This window comes from Micromonospora sp. NPDC048830 (assembly GCF_043198215.1).
Lineage (GTDB): Bacteria > Actinomycetota > Actinomycetes > Mycobacteriales > Micromonosporaceae > Micromonospora.
The window spans coordinates 302,535-318,791 of record NZ_JBICUP010000002.1 but is presented as its reverse complement, the minus strand read 5'-3'; the positions used below and the strand labels follow the sequence as shown (position 1 = coordinate 318,791).

Here is a 16,257-nt window from a genome sequence, read left to right as displayed (position 1 = left end):
CCGCGGGGACGGACGGGGCCACGGCGAACGGTGCCGCGCCGGCCGGGACCGCCGGGGCCCGGACAGCCGGCTTTGCCGCGTCCGGGGCCGACGGCGGCGCCGCGGTCAGAGGTGCAGCCCGCACTCGGTCTTCTCGAACATCGCCCACCGGCCGGCCCGCGGGTCCTCCCCCGCCCTGGTGCGCCGGGTGCAGGGCCAGCAGCCGATCGAGCCGTAGCCCCGGCGGAACAGCTCGTTGACCGGGATGTCGTGACGTGCGATGTAGGCGTCCACGTCGGCCTGCTTCCAGGCGGCGATCGGATTCACCTTCACCTTGCCCCGGCGGGCGTCGTACGTCACCACCGGCGTGTTGGCGCGGGTCGGCGACTCGTCCCGGCGCAGCCCGGTGGCCCAGGCGTCGTACCCGGTCAGGGCCCGCTCCAGCGGCTCCACCTTGCGCAGCTGGCAGCAGTCGTCCGGCGACCGGTTGAACAGCCGGGGCCCGTACTCGCCGTCCTGCTGGCCCACGGTGAGCCGGGGGCGGATCGAGCGGACGTTCACCGGCAGCCGGCGGGCCACCTCGTCGCGCACCCTCAGCGTCTCCGGGAAGTGCAGCCCGGTGTCGAGGAAGACCACGTCCACGCCGGGCGCGACGCGGGAGACCAGGTGGGCCACGACGGCGTCCGCCATCGAACTGGTCACGCAGAACCGGTCGCCGAACGTCTCCGCCGCCCAGCGGGCGATCTCCAGCGCCGGCGCCCCCTCCAGCTCGCGACCCGCCTCCTCGGCCAGGGCACGCAGTTCCTCCGGGCCGCGGCGGCCCGACTCGGCCGGGCTCGGCTCGCCGGGCCCGACCAGCCCGAGGTCGACGGCGGAGACGAGCCCGCCGCTCCGCGCACTCACCGGTGCTGGCCTTTCGTTCGCGACTGCGGGGCTCGCGAGCTCACTCCTCGCGCTCACCGGTGCTGGCCTTTCGTTCGCGACTGCGGGGCTCGCGAGCTCACTCCTCGCGCTCACCGGGCCACCGCCCGGCTGAGCAGACCCGTGAACCGCACGGTGAAGACCCGGGCGCAGGCGTGGCACTCCCACGCGCCGTGCCCGGCCTCGCTCGGACGTAGGTCCTCCTCCCCGCAGTACGGGCAGTACAGCGGCACCGAACGGGTTTCGCTCATCGCGACACCTCGCTTCGCTCGGCGTCGCGACGAAGCTCCACCACGCTGGGCCTGCCGGTTCGCTCGCTACGCTCGCTCATCGGAGTTCCTCCTCGTCGACCCTGATCACCCAGTTGGCGAACGTCTCCCCGGTGGTCCGGCCGGCCAGGTAGCGCCGGGCCAGCCGCTCCACGTACTCGGGAAGCTCGTCCGCGGTGGTCTTCAGACCGCGCAGCTTGCGGCCGAAGCCGGCCGTCTGCCCCTGCGCCATGCCCAGGCCGCCGCCCAGGTGCACCTGGAAGCCCTCGACCTGCCGGCCGTCCGGGCCGACCACGAGCTGGCCCTTCAGGCCGATGTCGGCGACCTGGGTGCGGGCGCAGGCGTTGGGGCAGCCGTTGAGATGGATGGAGATGTCCGCGTCGAAGTCGCGCAACCGCTCCTCCAGGCGGGCCACCAGCTCCTCGCCGCGCGCCTTCGTCTCGACGATGGCCAGCTTGCAGTACTCGATCCCGGTGCAGGCCATCGTGCCGCGCCGCCAGGCCGACGGCCGGGCCTCCAGGCCGATCCCGCGCAGCGCCGTCACCAGCGAGTCGGTCCGCTCCGGCGCCACGTCGAGCACCAGCAGCTTCTGGTACGGCGTGAGCCGCACCCGGCCGCTGCCGTGCGCCTCGACGACGTCGGCGAGCTGGGCGAGCTGGGCGCCGGAGACGCGGCCGACCACCGGGGCCGCGCCGACGAAGTTGCGCCCGTCGCGCTGCTGGTGCACGCCGATGTGGTCGATCGGCCTGTCGGGCAGCTCCGGGGCGGGGCCGTCGAGCAGGGCCCGCCCCAGGTACTCCTTCTCCAGCACCTCGCGGAAGCGCTCCACACCCCAGTCCGCGACCAGGAACTTCAGCCGGGCCCGGCTGCGCAGCCGGCGGTAGCCGTAGTCGCGGAAGATCCCCACCACGCCCGCCCAGACGTCCGGCACCTCGGCCAGCGGGACCCACACGCCGAGCCGCTTGGCCAGCATCGGGTTGGTGGACAGGCCGCCACCGACCCAGAGGTCGAAGCCGGGGCCGTGGTCGGGGTGGTCGACGCCGAGGAACGCGATGTCGTTCGCCTCGTACGGGGTGTCGACCAGCCACGAGATCGAGGTCTTGAACTTGCGCGGAAGGTTGGAGTACTGCTTGTCGCCGACGTACCGCTCGACGATCTCGTCGATCGCCGGGGTCGGGTCGAGCACCTCGTCCCGGGCCACCCCGGCGACCGGGCTGCCCAGCACGACCCGCGGGCAGTCGCCGCACGCCTCGGTGGTCTGCAGGCCGACCGCCTCCAGCCGGCGCCAGATCTCCGGCATGTCCTCGATCCGGATCCAGTGGTACTGGATGTTCTGCCGGTCGGTGATGTCGGCGGTGTCCCGGGCGAACTCCCGGGAGATGTCGGCCACGACCCGGAGCTGGGCCAGGGTGAGCTCGCCGCCGTCCACCCGGACCCGGAGCATGAAGAACTCGTCCTCCAGCTCGTGCGGCTCCAGCACGGCGGTACGCCCGCCGTCGATGCCCTCGCGACGCTGGGTGTAGAGCCCCCACCAGCGGAACCGACCGCGCAGGTCCTGCGGGTCGATCGAGGCGAAACCCCGGTGGGCGTAGATGGTCTCGATCCGCGCCCGGACGTTCAGCGGGTTGTCGTCCTTCTTCATCCGCTCGTTGGGGTTGAGCGGCTCGCGGTGGCCGACCGCCCACTGTCCCTCGCCGCGGGGGCGGCGGGGTGCCCGTGCCGCGGGCGCCGCGGGAGCGTCGGGCCGGGCGGGGGTGCTGCTGAGCGCCATCGCGGCGTCCTCCGTTGTCTGCTGTGCCTCGGCGGCGCGGGCGCGACGGCCGGCCCGTGGGACGGGCCGTGAGACGGCGATGTCGGATCGGCCGGCGCGGAGCGCACCCGAGACAGGTGGGTCGGGCGTCGTCAGTGGGCCGGACAGATGGCGCTACGCACGCGGCCGTAGTCGACGTGGCGACGGGCCACGAAGCGACGGACGATGGCGGCGAGCATGCGGCCATGCTCCCACATCTCCGGGGCCCTTCCAATGGCCCAGTGTGCGATCCCACATCACGGACCGTCGATGACGTGGACACTCCTCGCCCGGGCACCCCGTGCAGGCGGCCAGGTCAGGTACCCCGGCACTCGCCCGGCGGCGGTTCGGCCTCCCACCACACGCGGGTGTGCGAGGCTCTGGACGTGGCCGAAATGCCTGGAAGGCTGCATCACATACCGGTTTGTCGGCCCCGGCGAAGCCGGCCGGGACGGGCGTGAACGGCGGACGGGCGGCGGGCCGGGCCGCACCCGCCCCGCCGCGGCCGGTCCCGGTCTGGGTGGTTCCCGCCCTGCTCACGTTGGCCGTCACCCTGACGGGGGTCAACGGGGCGCAGCCGTGGCGGGACGAACTGGCGACGTGGAGCGCCGCGACCCGGTCGCCGGCCGGGCTGGCCCGGATGGCGGGCACCATCGACGCCGGCACCGTGCCGTACTACCTGCTCATGCACGGCTGGCTGGCGCTGACCGGCGACTCGGCGACCGCGCTGCGGCTGCCGTCCGTGCTGGCCATGGCCGGGGCGGCCGGGCTGACCGCCGTACTCGGCGAACGGCTGCTCGGACAGCGCGCCGGGCTGGCCGGCGGGCTGCTGTTCGCGGCCGTCCCCGGCACCTCCCGGTACGCCCAGGAGGCCCGCCCGTACGCGTTCGTCGCCCTGTTCGCGGTGCTGGCTACCCTGCTGCTGGTCCGGGCGCTCGACCGCCCCGGGTGGCGCGCCTGGGCCGCCTACGCCGCCGCCGTCACGGCGCTCGGCCTGGCGCACCTGGTCGCGCTCGGCCTGCTCGCCGCGCACGCCGTCGCCGTGCTCGCCCGGCGCGTTCGAGGGGCGGCACCTCGGGCCGGAGCAGCGCACAGCCGGGCCAGGGCAACGCCCAGCCGGGCAGCGGACGACCCGGCCAGCCGGCCAGCGGACGACCCAGCTGCGGACGACCCGGCCAGGGCAGCGCACAGCCGGGCCGGACCAGCCGGGCGCCGGGGCCGGCCGCTGCGGGGCTGGCTGACCGCGCTCGCCCCGGCGGCGGCCGTGCTGGCCCCGCTGGCGCTGCTGTCCGCCGGGCAGCGGGGCCGGCAGCTCGACTGGGTGGACCCGGCCCGCCTGGCCGACCTCGCCGCGCTGCCCGGCGCCCTGGCGCGCGCCGGCGCGGTGGGCGGGTTGCTGCTCGGCCTCGCCGTACTCGGGGCGGTCCGCGCGGGCCGGCGTGCCCTGCTGCCCGCCGCCGGGGTGGCGCTGCCGACGCTGCTGCTCTTCGTGGCCGGGCTGGCGGCGCCGGTGTGGGTGCCGCGCTACCTGTTCTTCACGGTGCCGTTCGCCTGCCTGCTGGCCGGGGCGGCACTGGCCACGGTGACGCTGCCGGCGACGTCGGCCGTCGTGCTCCTCGCCGCCCTGCTCGGCCTGCCCGACCAGGCCGCGCTACGGCGCAGCCACGAGTGGCCGCCCGGCGCGCTGGTCGACTACCGGGGTGCGGCCCGGGTGGTCGAAGAGGGGCGCCGCCCGGGGGACGCGGTCGTCTTCTCGCCCCGGGACGGCTGGCTCTTCCTCGACCTCGGCACCCGCTACCACCTCGGCGACCGCCAGCCCCGGGACGCGCTGGCCGTACGGGGACCGGACGCCCGCGGCGACTACTGGGCCGACGAGTGCGCGCGCCCGGCCGAGTGCCTGGCCGACGTACCCCGGATCTGGCTGGTCGTGGCGGGGCACCCGGCGGCCCCCGTGGACGCGGTGCCGGGGGCGAAGGGGGCGGCGCTGCGCGGCGCCTTCACCGTGGCGCGGGTCTGGGCCCGCCCGGGCGTGACGGTGGCCCTCCTGACCCGCTGACCCGCCCGGACTCCTCGGACACCACGACGCGGCCAAGGTTGGCAGCTGGGCGACGTTTCCGTCGGCGTGTCGAGTCAGTCGTCCGTCAACACTCGCGCGCAGGCCGCGCCGCCCGGCACCGCCCGCACCGCCCGGCACCGCTCGCGCCCCGGCGGCACCCTGTCCAAGGGTCAGGGGCGGGCCAGGGGGACGACCAGCAGGGCCTCCGTGCCGCCCTCCGCGCCGTTGCACAGCTCGATCGTGCCGCGCAGTTCCCCGGTGACCAGGGCCCGGACGATCTGCAGGCCGAGGTTGCCGCCGCGTTCCGCGTCGAACTCGGCCGGCAGGCCCCGGCCGTTGTCGGCCACCGTGACGTGCAGCTGCTTGCGGAACCGGTGCGCGGAGACCACGACCTCGGGCTCCGCCGCGCCCGGCGGGCGGCCCTCGCCCTCCTCGCCGGCCGGCGGGAAGCCGTGCTCGACGGCGTTGAGCAGCAACTCGTTGAGCACCATGACCAGGGAGGTGGCGATCTCGGCGGGCAGCACCCCGAAGCTGCCCCGCCGGTGCATCCGGACGGTCTGCTCGGTCGCGGCCACCTCGGTGGCGGCGCTGGCCACCCGGTCGACGATGCCGTCGAACTCGACCGCCTCGTCGCTGGACATGGAGAGCGTCTCGTGCACCAGGGCGATGGACGCGACCCGGCGTACGGACTCCTCCAGGGCCACCCGGGCCTCGGGCATGGCTACCCGGCGGGCCTGGAGGCGGAGCAGCGCGGCGACGGTCTGCAGGTTGTTCTTCACCCGGTGGTGGATCTCCCGGATGGTGGCGTCCTTGGTCATCAGGGCGCGGTCGCGACGGCGTACCTCGGTGACGTCGCGGACCAGGACCAGCGCGCCGATCGGCACCCCGGCGGGCATCAGCGGAAGCGCGCGGGTGAGCATCGTCGCACCGCGGGCGTCGATCTCGCGCCGGGGCGGCGCCTCGCCGCGCAGCGCGGCGAGGATGCCGTTGGCCGCGTCGGTCCCCTCCAACGGGTCGCCGGCCAGCCGCCGGTGCAGCTTGGCCAGATCCTCCCCCACCAGGTGCGAGGCGTAGCCGAGCCGCCGGTACGCGGACTGGGCGTTCGGGCTGGCGTAGGTGACCTTGCCGTCGGCGTCCAACCGGACCAGCCCGTCGCCGACCCGGGGCGCGGACGTGGTCTCGCCCGGGTGTCGGGGCGGCGGGAACGTCCCGTCGGCGATCATCTGGGCCAGGTCGTCGGCGGTGGTCAGGTAGTTCAGCTCGAGCTGGCTGGGCGTGCGGGCGGTGGACAGGTTCGTGTCCCGGCCGACGACCGCGACCACCTCGCCGGCCTCCCCGTCGGCGGTGCGCAGCCGGACCGGGATCGCCTCGTGCCGGGCCGGCACGTCGCCGTACCAGACGGGGTCACCCTCCCGCCAGATCCGGCCCTGCCCGTACGCGACGGCGAGGTGGGCCACCTCCGGCCCGCCGACGATCCGCCCCACCTGGTCGTCGAGGTACGCGGTGGGGGCGGTCGTCGGGCGGACCTGGGCCACGCAGAGGAACGTGCCGTCGGCGTCCACGGGCACCCAGAGCAGCAGGTCGGCGAAGGACAGATCGGACAGCAACTGCCAGTCCCCGGCGATCCGGTGCAGGTGGTCGATGTCGGCCGGGCGGAGCAGCGTGTGCTCCTCGGCGAGGTCGCGCAGCGTGGACACGCAGACCAGCGTGCCACGCCGCCGGTCACATCGTCGCGGTGACCTTCTTCAGCCCGCGCGGGGCGTCCGGGTCCTCGCCCCGCGCCAGCGCCAGAGCCAGCGCCAGCCGCTGCAACGGCAGGATGTCCAGCAGCGGGGCGTACCGCTCGTCGACGTCGGGCACGGCGATCCGGGTCGCCCCCTCGACGTCGGCGGAGCCGACCACCACCACGTCGGCGCGGCGCTCCCCCAGCCGGGGCAGCACCTCCCCCATCGACCGGCCGCCGGGGCCGGAGCCGACCACGGCCAGCACGGGCACGTCCGGGTCGGTCATGGCGAGCGGGCCGTGCAGCAGGTCGGCGCCCGAGAAGGCGAGCGCCGGCAGGTACGACGTCTCCATCAGCTTCAGCGCCGCCTCCCGGGCGGTCGGGTACGCGTACCCCCGGCCGGTGGTGACGAGCTGCGCGGCGAACCGGTACCGGGGCGCGAGCTGGGTCGCGGTGGCGTCGGCCAGGGTGCGGGCGGCCAGCTCGGGCAGCTCGGCCAACGCCGCCCGCTCCTCGGCCGGCAGCGCGCCGTCGCCGGCCCGGATCCCCTCCACCAGCATCAGCAGGGCCAGCAGCTCGGCCGTGTACGTCTTGGTGGCCGCCACCGCCCGCTCGTGCCCGGCGGCGATGTCGACGCTCAGCTCGGCGGCCTCGGCCAGCGGCGAGCCGGGCGCGTTGGTGACCGCGAGGGTCAGCGCGCCGGAGGCACGGGCGGTGCGCAGCACCTCGGTCAGGTCGGGCGAGCCGCCGCTCTGGCTGACCCCGACGACCAGCGCGTCGGACAGGTCGGGGCGGGCGCCGAACAGGGTGACCGCGCTGGGCGAGGCGAGCCCGGCGGGCAGGCCGAGGCGGATCTCGGTCAGGTACGCCCCGTAGAGCGCGGCGTGGTCGGAGGTGCCCCGCGCGGTGAAGACCACGTGCCGGGGGCGGTGCTCCGCGACCGCCGCGGCGACCCGGGCGATCGCCCCGGCGTGCTCGGCGGAGAGCAGCCGCTCGTAACCGGCCGGCTGCTCGGCGATGTCTGCGGCCATCCCGGCCCCTGCACCCGTCACGGAACACCCCTTTCCCGCACGGTTTCCCCCCGCGCGGACCCTTCCCTGCGCGGCATCCCCGCGCGGACCCTTCCCTGCGCGGCATCCCCGCGCGACCCTTCCCTGCGCGGCATCCCCGCGCGACCCTTCCCTGCGCGGCATCCCCGCGCGACCCTTCGCTGCGCGGCATCCCCGCGCGACCCTTCGCTGCGCGATTTCCGCGCGTTTGATGCTCAGCCTTGCACGTTTCACCGGCCGCAAGCAATGTAACGAACAGCATCGCGCAGGGATCACCACGGTGCCTCAACATCACCTAGGCTTGCCCGGCCGGGCGACGTAGCGACGAGCGGAAGGCACACGTGTCCGAGGGAAGGGACGATTCCCCGCTGTCGGCGGAGGAGGAGCTGGCCCTGGCCCGGCTTGCGCTCGACGAGGGCGACCTGCCGCACGCCGCCGGGCACGTGGCCGGCGCGCTGGCCCGGGCGCCGACCCTGCCCGAGGCGCACGAGACCCTCGCCCGGGTCGCCGCCGCCGGCGAGGGCGGGCTCGGCCTGTTCCCGCTGCACCACCGCGCCTTCGTCGGCGTCGTGGTGGCCCGCGCGCACCTGCTCGCCGCGGCGGGCCGGCCGGCGGAGGGGCTGGAGCTGCTGGCCGCCGCCACCGGCCACGACCGGCGGGCGGACTGGGCCGGCGTGCCCTGGGTGACGGCCCCCGAGCTGCCGGAACGGCTCGACCCGGAGCGCACCGCCGGGGTGCTCATGCAGGTCTGCGGCGTCCTGCCCGACCCGGTGCCGCGGGCGGAGCGGGCGCCGCTGCTGGCGTACCTCGCGCTGGCCCGCAACGCGGTCGCCGCCCACCCGGAGCACGGCCTGCTGCTCGGCGCGGCGTCCGCGCTGGCCCGGCGCCTCGGCGAGGTCGCCGTGGCGATCCGCTGGGCCAGCCGGGGCGTACGGACGCAGCCCTCGAAGCTCGGCGAGGTGTGGCTCGGGTACGCCTACCGCAGCGCCGGCCGGACCCGGGAGGCCCTGGCGGCGCTGCGCCGGGCCGTCGCGCTCGACCCGGACGACCTGGCCGTGTACGCCGACATCGCCGGCACGCTCGGCGACGTCGGCCGGCTCGACGAGGCGCTGGAGTGGATCGACCGGGCCCTGGCGCGGGACCCGACCTTCGACTGCGCGGTGCACACCGCGCACCGGCTGCGTTTCCAGCGCGACGGCGACGTGGCCCACCTGGTGGCGCTGGCGGACTTCATCCGCGACCACCCGGACGACTCCCACGAGCACGGCGACCTCGCCGAGTGCTGCCGCAGCCGGCCCTGGCTCGGTCAGGTCACGCCGGCGGCCGGCGCCATGGTCGAGGCGTTGCGCCGGGCCCTCACCGACGACCGCCACGGCCCGGGCGCCGCCGTACGGCTGGAGACGCTGGAGCCGCCGAGCGCGATGCGTACCGTCGAGGCGGCCGTGCCCGGGCTGCGGGTCGAGGTGGTCGCGGTGGCCGACCCTGACCCGCGCCAGCCCCGCCGGGCGACCGACCGGCCGCTGTGGCGCTACGACGGTACGGCCGTCGCCCCGACGTTGCCGGCGCCGTCGGCCGAGGCGGCGGCCCGGGTCCGGCAGCTCGCCCAGCCGGCGTGGTCGCACCCCCCGGCGGCGTACGACGCGGCGGTCGGCCTGGCCACCCTGGACCTGGCCGACCTGCTCGGGCTGCTCGTGCACCCGCCGCCGCCCCCGGCCACCGCCCTCGGCCGGGTGCTGGCCGGGCAGGACCCGTCGCTGTGGGTGCGCTGCGTGCAGGTGTGGGCGTGCCTGGGCCTGCTGCACCACCGCACCGACGAGCCGTGGGCCACCTCGGACCGCCGCCGTGTGCTGCTGGAGCTGGTCTGGGGAGTCGAGGACTGGATCACGGAGGCGGCCCTGTTCGCCCTGGTCACCGCCGCGTGGATCGACCCCTCGGTACGCCCGGACGTGGCGCGGGTGGTGGCCGAGCGGCTGGCCGACGCGGCGGCGGTGGCGCGGGACCGGCCGGTGCCCATCGGGGTCTCGCTGGCGTACCTGGCCCTGGCGACGCCGGGCCTGGACCGGGCGACGGCGGCGCTGGCCGGCGAGCTGATCGCCGGCCAGCCGCCAAGCCCACGCCGCCCCGGCCGGCTGGGCCGCCTCTGGACCTTCTGGCGCCTCCTCACCCGCCGCCCCTGACCCTCACCCGCTGCAAGATCCGCGCAACTTCACTGGAGGTGTTGCCGCCGACGGAGCAGAGGCACCAACTTCCCTGAAGTTGCGCGGATCTTGTGGAGGTGTCAGGCGGCCGGGGCCTTGCCCAGGGCCGTCTCGGCACGCTCCTCGCCGGTGGCGGACGGCGGGGGCTCGTTGGCCGTGCGCAGCGGGATCTCCTGGATGAACCAGGCGAGCACCGGCACGACCACGGTGAACAGCACCGCCCAGAAGAAGACGTTCGAGATGGCGTCGGAGAGGCCGCCCAGCACCAGCTCCCGCGCCTGCGCCGGCAGCTCCTTGAGCTTCTCCAGGTCCATCCGGCCGCCCTCGCCGCCGCCACCGCTGAACGCGGCGCCGGCCGGCGAGTCGGCGAGCCGGTTGGCGAAGATCGCGCCGAACAGCGAGATGCCGAACGAGCCGCCGATGGAGCGGAAGAAGGTGGCCGCGCCGCTGGCCGCGCCGAGGTCCTTCTGCTCCACGCTGTTCTGTGCAATCAGCATCGTGGTCTGCATGAGGAAGCCCATGCCGGCGCCGAGGACGATCATGTAGAGCGCCAGCTCCACCTTGCCGGTGTGCACGTCGAGCAGCGTCAGCAGCCCCATGCCGACGGTCATTCCCACGCCGCCGACGATCGGGAAGATCCGGTAGCGCCCGGTCCGGGTGATGGCCCGGCCGGCCACCAGCGAGACCACCAGCGTCCCGAACATCATCGGCAGCAGCAGCAGGCCGCTGTTGGTGGCCGAGGCGCCCTGCACGGTCTGCTGGTACAGCGGCAGGAAGTTCATGGCGCCGAACATCGCGAAGCCGAGCAGGAAGCTGATCGTCGAGATCAGCGCGAAGTTACGGTTGGCGAAGAGTCCCAGCGGCAGGATCGGCTCCGGCGCCCGCCGCTCGACGACGCCGAACGCGACCAGGGCGACCACGGTCAGCGCGGCGAGGCCGAGGATCTGCGGGGAGACCCAGTCGTACTCGTTGCCGCCCCAGGTGGTGATCAGCACGATTGCGGTGATGCCGACCGAGAGCAGGGCGGCGCCCAGCCAGTCGATCCGGTGCTCGGTGCGGTACTTCGGCAGGTGCAGGGTGGCGATGAGCAGCACCAGCGCGACGCCGCCGAGTGGCAGGTTGACGTAGAACGCCCAGCGCCAGGAGAGGTGGTCGGTGATGAAGCCGCCCACCAGCGGGCCGGCCACCATGGCGACCGCCATGATGCCGGCCATCATGCCCTGGTACCGGCCCCGCTCCCGGGGCGGCACGAGGTCGCCGATGATGGCCATGACGCCGACCATCAGGCCGCCCGCCCCCAGGCCCTGCACGGCCCGGAACGCGATCAGCTCGATCATGCCGCGGTCGGTGCCGCCGAACACGTCGGAGCCGGCCATGCCGCACAGCGCGGAACCGATCAGGAAGATCGCGACCGAGGTGAGGAAGACGGTCTTGCGGCCGTAGAGGTCGCCGAGCTTGCCCCAGATCGGGGTGGAGACGGTGGTGCCGAGCACGTACGCGGTGACGACCCAGGTGAAGTGGTCCACCCCGCCGAACTCGCCGACGATGCGCGGCAACGCCGTGCTCACGATCATGTTGTCGAGCATCGCGAGCATCATCGCGATCATCAGGCCGAAGAGCACGACCCGGATGTCCGGCCTCCGCTCCGGGGCCCGGTCTGCCTGAGCCATCGGTAAGCTCCCCCCGAGGTGCAACTGACTTACTTGCCGTCCGGCTAGTTACCTTACTAGCCGGACGGTAAGCTGAGGAGCAGGAAATCGTCAAGCGAGTTCGGATGGTGCACGGGTGAGGGAGAGCACAGGCACGCGGGAGCGCATCAAGACCGTCGCCCTGGAGCTCTTCACCGAGCAGGGGTACGAGAAGACCTCGTTGCGTGAGATCGCGGAGCGGCTCAACGTGACGAAGGCCGCGCTCTACTACCACTTCCGGAGCAAGGACGAGATCGTCGACAGCTTCGTGGCGGACCGGCTGCACCGGATGGACGCGCTCGTCGCGTGGGCCGAGGAGCAGCCGGCCACGCTGGCGACCCGCCGGGAGCTGATCGCCCGGTACGCCGAGGCCATGTTCACCAGCGAGCAGGCCGCGGTGATGCGCTTCTTCGAGCAGAACCAGACGGTGCTGAAGAGCCTGTCCGCCGGCAAGCAGATGCGCGAGCGGATGATGCGCCTGGCCGACGCGCTGGCCCGGGGCGACGACTCCCCGGCCGCCCAGCTGCGCGCCGCGCTGTCGCTGTTCGCCGTGCACAGCAGTTGGTTCGCGGTGCGTACCCCGAACATCACCGACGCGGAGCGGAAGGCCCTCGGGCTGGAGATCGCCGACGAGCTGCTGGCCCGGATCGCCGACCAGGACGGCTGAGCACGTCCTCGCCGGGCGGGGCGGGCGAACCCGGCCGGCGAGGCGGGCGGGCCGCCAGGGGCCGGCGGACCGTCAGGCCGGCGGGGCGGTCAGCTCGCGGCGGAGGCCGAGCAGCTCCACGTCGGGCAGCGGCGACCAGTCCCGCTCGGGCGTGCGGACGAAGCCCAGCCGCTCGTAGAGCCGCTGGGCGGTCTCGGCGAACCCGCTGCGCACGCAGATCACCACGGCCGCGCAGCCCAGCTCGGCCGCGCGGGACAGGCAGGCCCGGACCAGCGCGACTCCCGCGCCGCGGCCCTGCGCGGCCGGGTCGACCGCGAGCATCCGGAACTCCGCCTCGCCAGGGCCGGACAGCTCGGCGTACGGGGTGCCGGGCAGCACGAACGTGACGGAGCCGAGCACCTCGCCGGTGGCCTCGTCGACGGCGACCAGCACCTCGCCGCTCTCCGCCCGGGTGGCCACGTCGGCGAGCACCGTGCCGTAGCCGTTCTCACCCTTGAGCTGCCCGTCGGCCTCGTACGCGGCGACGGTCAGCCGGGCCACCGCCGTGAAGTCGGCCGCGGTGGCCCGCCGGACGAGCAGGCCGGTCAACCGATCACCGCGATCAGGTCGCCGTCCTGCACCACGTCGCCCTCGTTGACCGCCAACTGCTGCACGACACCGTCGGACTCGGCGACGACGGGGATCTCCATCTTCATCGACTCCAGGATGACCAGGGTGTCCCCCTCGGACACGGTGTCCCCGGCGGACGCGACGACCTTCCACACGTTCGCCACCATCTCGGCGCGGATCTCCTCGGCCATCTCGGCCCTCCCTCTCCACCGGTGTCTGCGATCCGTATCCAATCATGCGTCCACACCCGAAGGGCGCGGAGCGGCACGGCGCCGCTGCCAACCCGCCGTCCTCGGCCAACCCGCCGGCCTCGGCCAACCCCCGGCCCGCCGGGCGGACGTACGCGCCCGACGCATTAGCATCAGCGGGTCGGACCCCGGGCGCCCGGGAGGCCGGTACGCGACCACCGCCGCGCTCCCGCGCGGCGGACGTGACCAGCACATGAGGAGGTCAGCATGGCGAAGAAGGCCCGTAGGAAGAGGGCGCGCAAGAAGAGCAGCGCGAACCACGGCAAGCGCCCCAACTCCTGAGCGGGGCGGCGGCGCGTCCGCCCTCCGTTCCGGCGTACCGGCCGACCGGCCGGACGTGACGGTGGCCCGGGTCTGTCGACCCGGGCCACCGTCGTGTGTGGTTCGTCGCGCGACGCGCGTCAGTCGGTCAGCTCGCGCGACTCGCTCGTCTCGAAGACGACCAGCTCGGTCAGGCGGATCCGCAGCCGCTCGCGCAGCTGCTCCGGCGCGGTCTCGTTGCCGCAGCAGCGGGCGACCAGCGCCTTCACCTCCTGCTCCAGGCCGTACTCGCGCAGGCAGGGCCCGCACTCGTCGAGGTGCCGCCGGATCAGCGTGCGGCGCTCCTCCGCGCACTCCAGGTCGAGGTAGAGGTAGACCTCCGCGAGGACCTCGCGGCAGTCCGTCTCGTGCGGCTCTCCACAGCTCACGTCACACCTCCCGACCGGCCGCGGCCGAGCCCTTGCCGGACGACGCGGCGGTGAACCCCCGGTCGGCGGCGTACCGCTCGAGCAGCTTGCGCAGATTACGACGGCCGCGGTGCAGCCGGGACATCACGGTGCCGATGGGCGTGCCCATGATGTCGGCCACCTCCTTGTAGGAGAAGCCCTCGACGTCGGTGAGGTAGACGGCCAGGCGGAACTCCTCCGGCAGCTGCTGGAGGGCCTCCTTGACATCGCTGTCGGGCAGGCGGTCCAGCGCCTCCGTCTCGGCCGAGCGCAGCCCGCTGGAGGTGTGCGACTCGGCCTCGGCGAGCTGCCAGTCGGTGATCTCGTCCGTGGGCGCCTGCACCGGCTGGCGCTGCCGCTTGCGGTAGGAGTTGATGTAGGTGTTGGTCAGGATCCGGTACAGCCAGGCCTTCAGGTTGGTGCCCTGCTCGAACTGGTGGAAGGCGGCGTACGCCTTCAGGTACGTCTCCTGGACCAGGTCCTCGGCGTCCGCCGGGTTACGCGTCATGCGCAGCGCGGCGGCGTAGAGCTGGTCGACGAAGGGCATCGCGTCCCGCTCGAAGCGGGCCCTGCGCTCGTCCGTCTTCTCGGTGGTCAACCGCACATCCCCTCGGGTCGGATGCCTTCCCGCCGAGGATACGCGCCGGCTCACATCCGCAGATCCGCTTCCGGCCGGTGTGCTGGTACTCACCACCTCCCGCGGCTGGGCCGGCGGCACCGGCACGGACCAGTCCGGCCCGTCCAGCAACTGCCTGAGCAGCCCCGCCTGGAGCTGTTCGTCCCGTTCCCGGCTCCGGGTCTCCGTCGGCACCGGTCACCCCCTCGAAGCAGAAGTCTCGTCCGAGGGTGGTAACGCGGGGTGTGGGGCGCCGCATTCCGGCTCGCCGGCCCCCGTTCCTGGTCCCGGCCCCGGCGGACGCCGGCGCTGGGACCAGGAAGGGCCTGGGAGGGACGGCACGGAGGCCCGGACCGGGCCCCCGGCACCATCGGAGTCAACGACGCGCGCCGCACGCGGACACGGTCGGCGGGCTCCCCGGCAGGCCCGCGCCGCCGGGCGCAGCCGGAGCCGGGCCGGCGCCGGGCGGCGGACCGACGGCCGGGCGTGCCCGCTCAGAGCGTCGACGCCCAGCCCCGCTCGCGCAGCCAGTCGACCACCACGGCGGCCGTGCCGGCCGGGTCGGCGCGCAGGTCGTGCCGCTCACCGGGGCGGACCACCACCCGGACCGGCGGACCCGCGTCGGGCACGCCGAACGGGTCGCGGTCGCCGTTGACCACCAGCGTCGGCAGCCCCGTGGGCAGCTCCGCGGCCCGGGAGCGTTCCGGCCGGCCGGGCGGGTGCAGCGGGAAGGCCAGCGCCACGACGCCGTCGGCGCCGACCGTGGTCGCCGTGCGGCACGCGACGCGGGCGCCGCTGGACCGGCCGCCGACCACGAGCGCCGGCACGCCGGGACACCTCCGACGCAGGTCGGCCAGTACGGCCGCCCACGCCTCGTCGAGGTGCCCCGCGGGGGCCGGCGCCCGCCTGCCGGCCACCCGGTACGGCTGGGTGACCAGGGCCACCGCCACGCCGGCGGCGACCGCCGCGTCCCGCAGGGCGCGCAGATCCGGCGCGTCGACGTCACCGCCCGCGCCGTGGCCGAGCACGAGCAGGGCGGCCGCCGGGCCGACGGGCAGGCTGACGTCGACCCGGGCGGGCCCGCGTGGTGTCTCGATCTCGTCGTCGTGCCGCACCGGCCCATTCTGCGGGTCGGCGCTCCCGGGTCGGCGCGGGCGCTGGAAGAGCCGCCCGTCGACCCGGGAGGGCGGCCCGGTCAGCTCAGCGGGACCAGGGCGAGCAGCCGGTCCCGCACCGGCGGGCCGGCCTCGTCGGCCGCGTCCGGGTCGGGATCGACCTCGCCGCGCCACGCGACCAACATCGCGCGGCGCTCGCGCGGTGTCGTGCCGCCCCACACGCCGTGGCAGTCACCGACCTCCAGCGCCCACGCCAGGCAGGAGCCCTGGACGTCGCAACTGCGGCAGAGCGCGACGGCCGCGTCGGCCGGTTCGTTGGGCGCCGGAAAGAATGTCTCCGGGTCCACGCTCTGGCAGGTTCCCCTGGTCCGCCATGCATCGTCCTGTCGCCGTTCGCGCAGCGCCCGCAACAGTCGCGGATCCCGTCGCGCGGCAGCCACCTCGTGCGGGCGGGGCATACGCGCCCGTGTCATCCACCCACCTCCCCCGTGGGACCGGAAAAAAATGCCGGTGGGCGTCGTTCGCACCGTACGAATCGACACCCACTACGGCGCTGTGTTGTATCGCACTTCGGGACGCGGGGACAAGGGCCCGCCCGGAAACTCGCCTAAAAGCCGACCGGA

General features: G+C 74.8%; 16 protein-coding genes. 4 read left to right on the top strand and 12 right to left on the bottom strand.

Annotated elements, in window-relative coordinates:
- Positions 1 to 105: 105 nt before the first annotated feature.
- From ACGFIZ_RS03895 to ACGFIZ_RS03885, 3 genes are all read right to left on the bottom strand, one after another.
- On the bottom strand, positions 106 to 882 hold the full coding sequence (locus tag ACGFIZ_RS03895) for a phosphoadenylyl-sulfate reductase (RefSeq protein WP_393415524.1): 777 nt from the start codon (positions 880 to 882) through the stop codon (positions 106 to 108).
- A gap of 110 nt (positions 883 to 992) precedes the next feature.
- On the bottom strand, positions 993 to 1,151 hold the full coding sequence (locus ACGFIZ_RS03890) for an IS1 family transposase (protein WP_145773481.1): 159 nt from the start codon (positions 1,149 to 1,151) through the stop codon (positions 993 to 995).
- Positions 1,152 to 1,227: 76 nt separating this feature from the next.
- The gene (locus ACGFIZ_RS03885) at positions 1,228 to 2,940 is read right to left on the bottom strand and encodes a nitrite/sulfite reductase (RefSeq protein WP_393415521.1); all 1,713 of its coding nucleotides are present in this window, start codon (positions 2,938 to 2,940) and stop codon (positions 1,228 to 1,230) included.
- Positions 2,941 to 3,415: 475 nt separating this feature from the next.
- Here ACGFIZ_RS03885 and ACGFIZ_RS03880 point away from each other — a divergent pair, with 475 nt between their 5' ends.
- On the top strand, positions 3,416 to 5,014 hold the full coding sequence (locus tag ACGFIZ_RS03880) for a glycosyltransferase family 39 protein (RefSeq protein ID WP_393415519.1): 1,599 nt from the start codon (positions 3,416 to 3,418) through the stop codon (positions 5,012 to 5,014).
- Positions 5,015 to 5,184: 170 nt separating this feature from the next.
- On the opposite strand, the gene ACGFIZ_RS03875 is transcribed toward ACGFIZ_RS03880, so the two are convergent.
- Positions 5,185 to 6,711 (bottom strand): sensor histidine kinase, encoded by a 1,527-nt coding sequence (locus tag ACGFIZ_RS03875; protein ID WP_393415517.1) that lies wholly within the window; start codon positions 6,709 to 6,711, stop codon positions 5,185 to 5,187.
- Positions 6,712 to 6,736: 25 nt separating this feature from the next.
- Positions 6,737 to 7,768, bottom strand: coding sequence for an SIS domain-containing protein (locus ACGFIZ_RS03870; RefSeq protein WP_393415640.1), 1,032 nt, complete (start codon positions 7,766 to 7,768; stop codon positions 6,737 to 6,739).
- A gap of 359 nt (positions 7,769 to 8,127) precedes the next feature.
- Here ACGFIZ_RS03870 and ACGFIZ_RS03865 point away from each other — a divergent pair, with 359 nt between their 5' ends.
- On the top strand, positions 8,128 to 9,963 hold the full coding sequence (locus ACGFIZ_RS03865; protein WP_393415515.1) for a tetratricopeptide repeat protein: 1,836 nt from the start codon (positions 8,128 to 8,130) through the stop codon (positions 9,961 to 9,963).
- A gap of 101 nt (positions 9,964 to 10,064) precedes the next feature.
- On the opposite strand, the gene ACGFIZ_RS03860 is transcribed toward ACGFIZ_RS03865, so the two are convergent.
- On the bottom strand, positions 10,065 to 11,654 hold the full coding sequence (locus tag ACGFIZ_RS03860; protein ID WP_393415513.1) for an MDR family MFS transporter: 1,590 nt from the start codon (positions 11,652 to 11,654) through the stop codon (positions 10,065 to 10,067).
- Between the two features lie 115 nt (positions 11,655 to 11,769).
- On the opposite strand from ACGFIZ_RS03860, the gene ACGFIZ_RS03855 reads away from it, so the two are divergent.
- On the top strand, positions 11,770 to 12,339 hold the full coding sequence (locus tag ACGFIZ_RS03855; RefSeq protein ID WP_347668605.1) for a helix-turn-helix domain-containing protein: 570 nt from the start codon (positions 11,770 to 11,772) through the stop codon (positions 12,337 to 12,339).
- A 72-nt stretch (positions 12,340 to 12,411) separates the two neighbouring features.
- On the opposite strand, the gene ACGFIZ_RS03850 is transcribed toward ACGFIZ_RS03855, so the two are convergent.
- The gene (locus tag ACGFIZ_RS03850) at positions 12,412 to 12,927 is read right to left on the bottom strand and encodes a GNAT family N-acetyltransferase (protein ID WP_393415511.1); all 516 of its coding nucleotides are present in this window, start codon (positions 12,925 to 12,927) and stop codon (positions 12,412 to 12,414) included.
- On the bottom strand, positions 12,924 to 13,139 hold the full coding sequence (locus ACGFIZ_RS03845; protein WP_091068708.1) for a biotin/lipoyl-binding carrier protein: 216 nt from the start codon (positions 13,137 to 13,139) through the stop codon (positions 12,924 to 12,926). Before ACGFIZ_RS03845 ends, ACGFIZ_RS03850 begins: the two co-directional genes overlap by 4 nt.
- 264 nt (positions 13,140 to 13,403) lie before the next feature.
- Here ACGFIZ_RS03845 and ACGFIZ_RS03840 point away from each other — a divergent pair, with 264 nt between their 5' ends.
- Positions 13,404 to 13,478, top strand: coding sequence for a 50S ribosomal protein bL37 (locus ACGFIZ_RS03840; RefSeq protein WP_393415638.1), 75 nt, complete (start codon positions 13,404 to 13,406; stop codon positions 13,476 to 13,478).
- A gap of 119 nt (positions 13,479 to 13,597) precedes the next feature.
- Here ACGFIZ_RS03840 and rsrA read toward each other — a convergent pair whose 3' ends face one another.
- The 4 genes from rsrA to ACGFIZ_RS03820 all read right to left on the bottom strand — a co-directional run bounded on the left by rsrA (position 13,598) and on the right by ACGFIZ_RS03820 (position 16,107).
- Positions 13,598 to 13,885: a mycothiol system anti-sigma-R factor gene (gene rsrA / locus ACGFIZ_RS03835; RefSeq protein WP_393415508.1), complete on the bottom strand. Its 288-nt coding sequence runs from the start codon at positions 13,883 to 13,885 to the stop codon at positions 13,598 to 13,600.
- Position 13,886: 1 nt separating this feature from the next.
- Positions 13,887 to 14,714: a sigma-70 family RNA polymerase sigma factor gene (locus ACGFIZ_RS03830; RefSeq protein WP_347668602.1), complete on the bottom strand. Its 828-nt coding sequence runs from the start codon at positions 14,712 to 14,714 to the stop codon at positions 13,887 to 13,889.
- A 299-nt stretch (positions 14,715 to 15,013) separates the two neighbouring features.
- Positions 15,014 to 15,634 (bottom strand): alpha/beta family hydrolase, encoded by a 621-nt coding sequence (locus ACGFIZ_RS03825; RefSeq protein WP_393415506.1) that lies wholly within the window; start codon positions 15,632 to 15,634, stop codon positions 15,014 to 15,016.
- 80 nt (positions 15,635 to 15,714) lie between these two features.
- The gene (locus ACGFIZ_RS03820) at positions 15,715 to 16,107 is read right to left on the bottom strand and encodes a WhiB family transcriptional regulator (RefSeq protein WP_393415504.1); all 393 of its coding nucleotides are present in this window, start codon (positions 16,105 to 16,107) and stop codon (positions 15,715 to 15,717) included.
- Between the last annotated feature and the right edge of the window lie 150 nt (positions 16,108 to 16,257).

Excerpts from the sequence above, each read along its gene's own strand:
- ACGFIZ_RS03870 (WP_393415640.1), bottom strand. The coding sequence starts at position 7,768 with ATGGCCGCAGACATCGCCGAGCAGCCGGCCGGTTACGAGCGGCTGCTC.
- ACGFIZ_RS03845 (WP_091068708.1), bottom strand. The coding sequence starts at position 13,139 with ATGGCCGAGGAGATCCGCGCCGAGATGGTGGCGAACGTGTGGAAGGTC.
- ACGFIZ_RS03885 (WP_393415521.1), bottom strand. The coding sequence starts at position 2,940 with ATGGCGCTCAGCAGCACCCCCGCCCGGCCCGACGCTCCCGCGGCGCCC.
- ACGFIZ_RS03820 (WP_393415504.1), bottom strand. The coding sequence starts at position 16,107 with ATGACACGGGCGCGTATGCCCCGCCCGCACGAGGTGGCTGCCGCGCGA.
- ACGFIZ_RS03860 (WP_393415513.1), bottom strand. The coding sequence starts at position 11,654 with ATGGCTCAGGCAGACCGGGCCCCGGAGCGGAGGCCGGACATCCGGGTC.
- ACGFIZ_RS03890 (WP_145773481.1), bottom strand. The coding sequence starts at position 1,151 with ATGAGCGAAACCCGTTCGGTGCCGCTGTACTGCCCGTACTGCGGGGAG.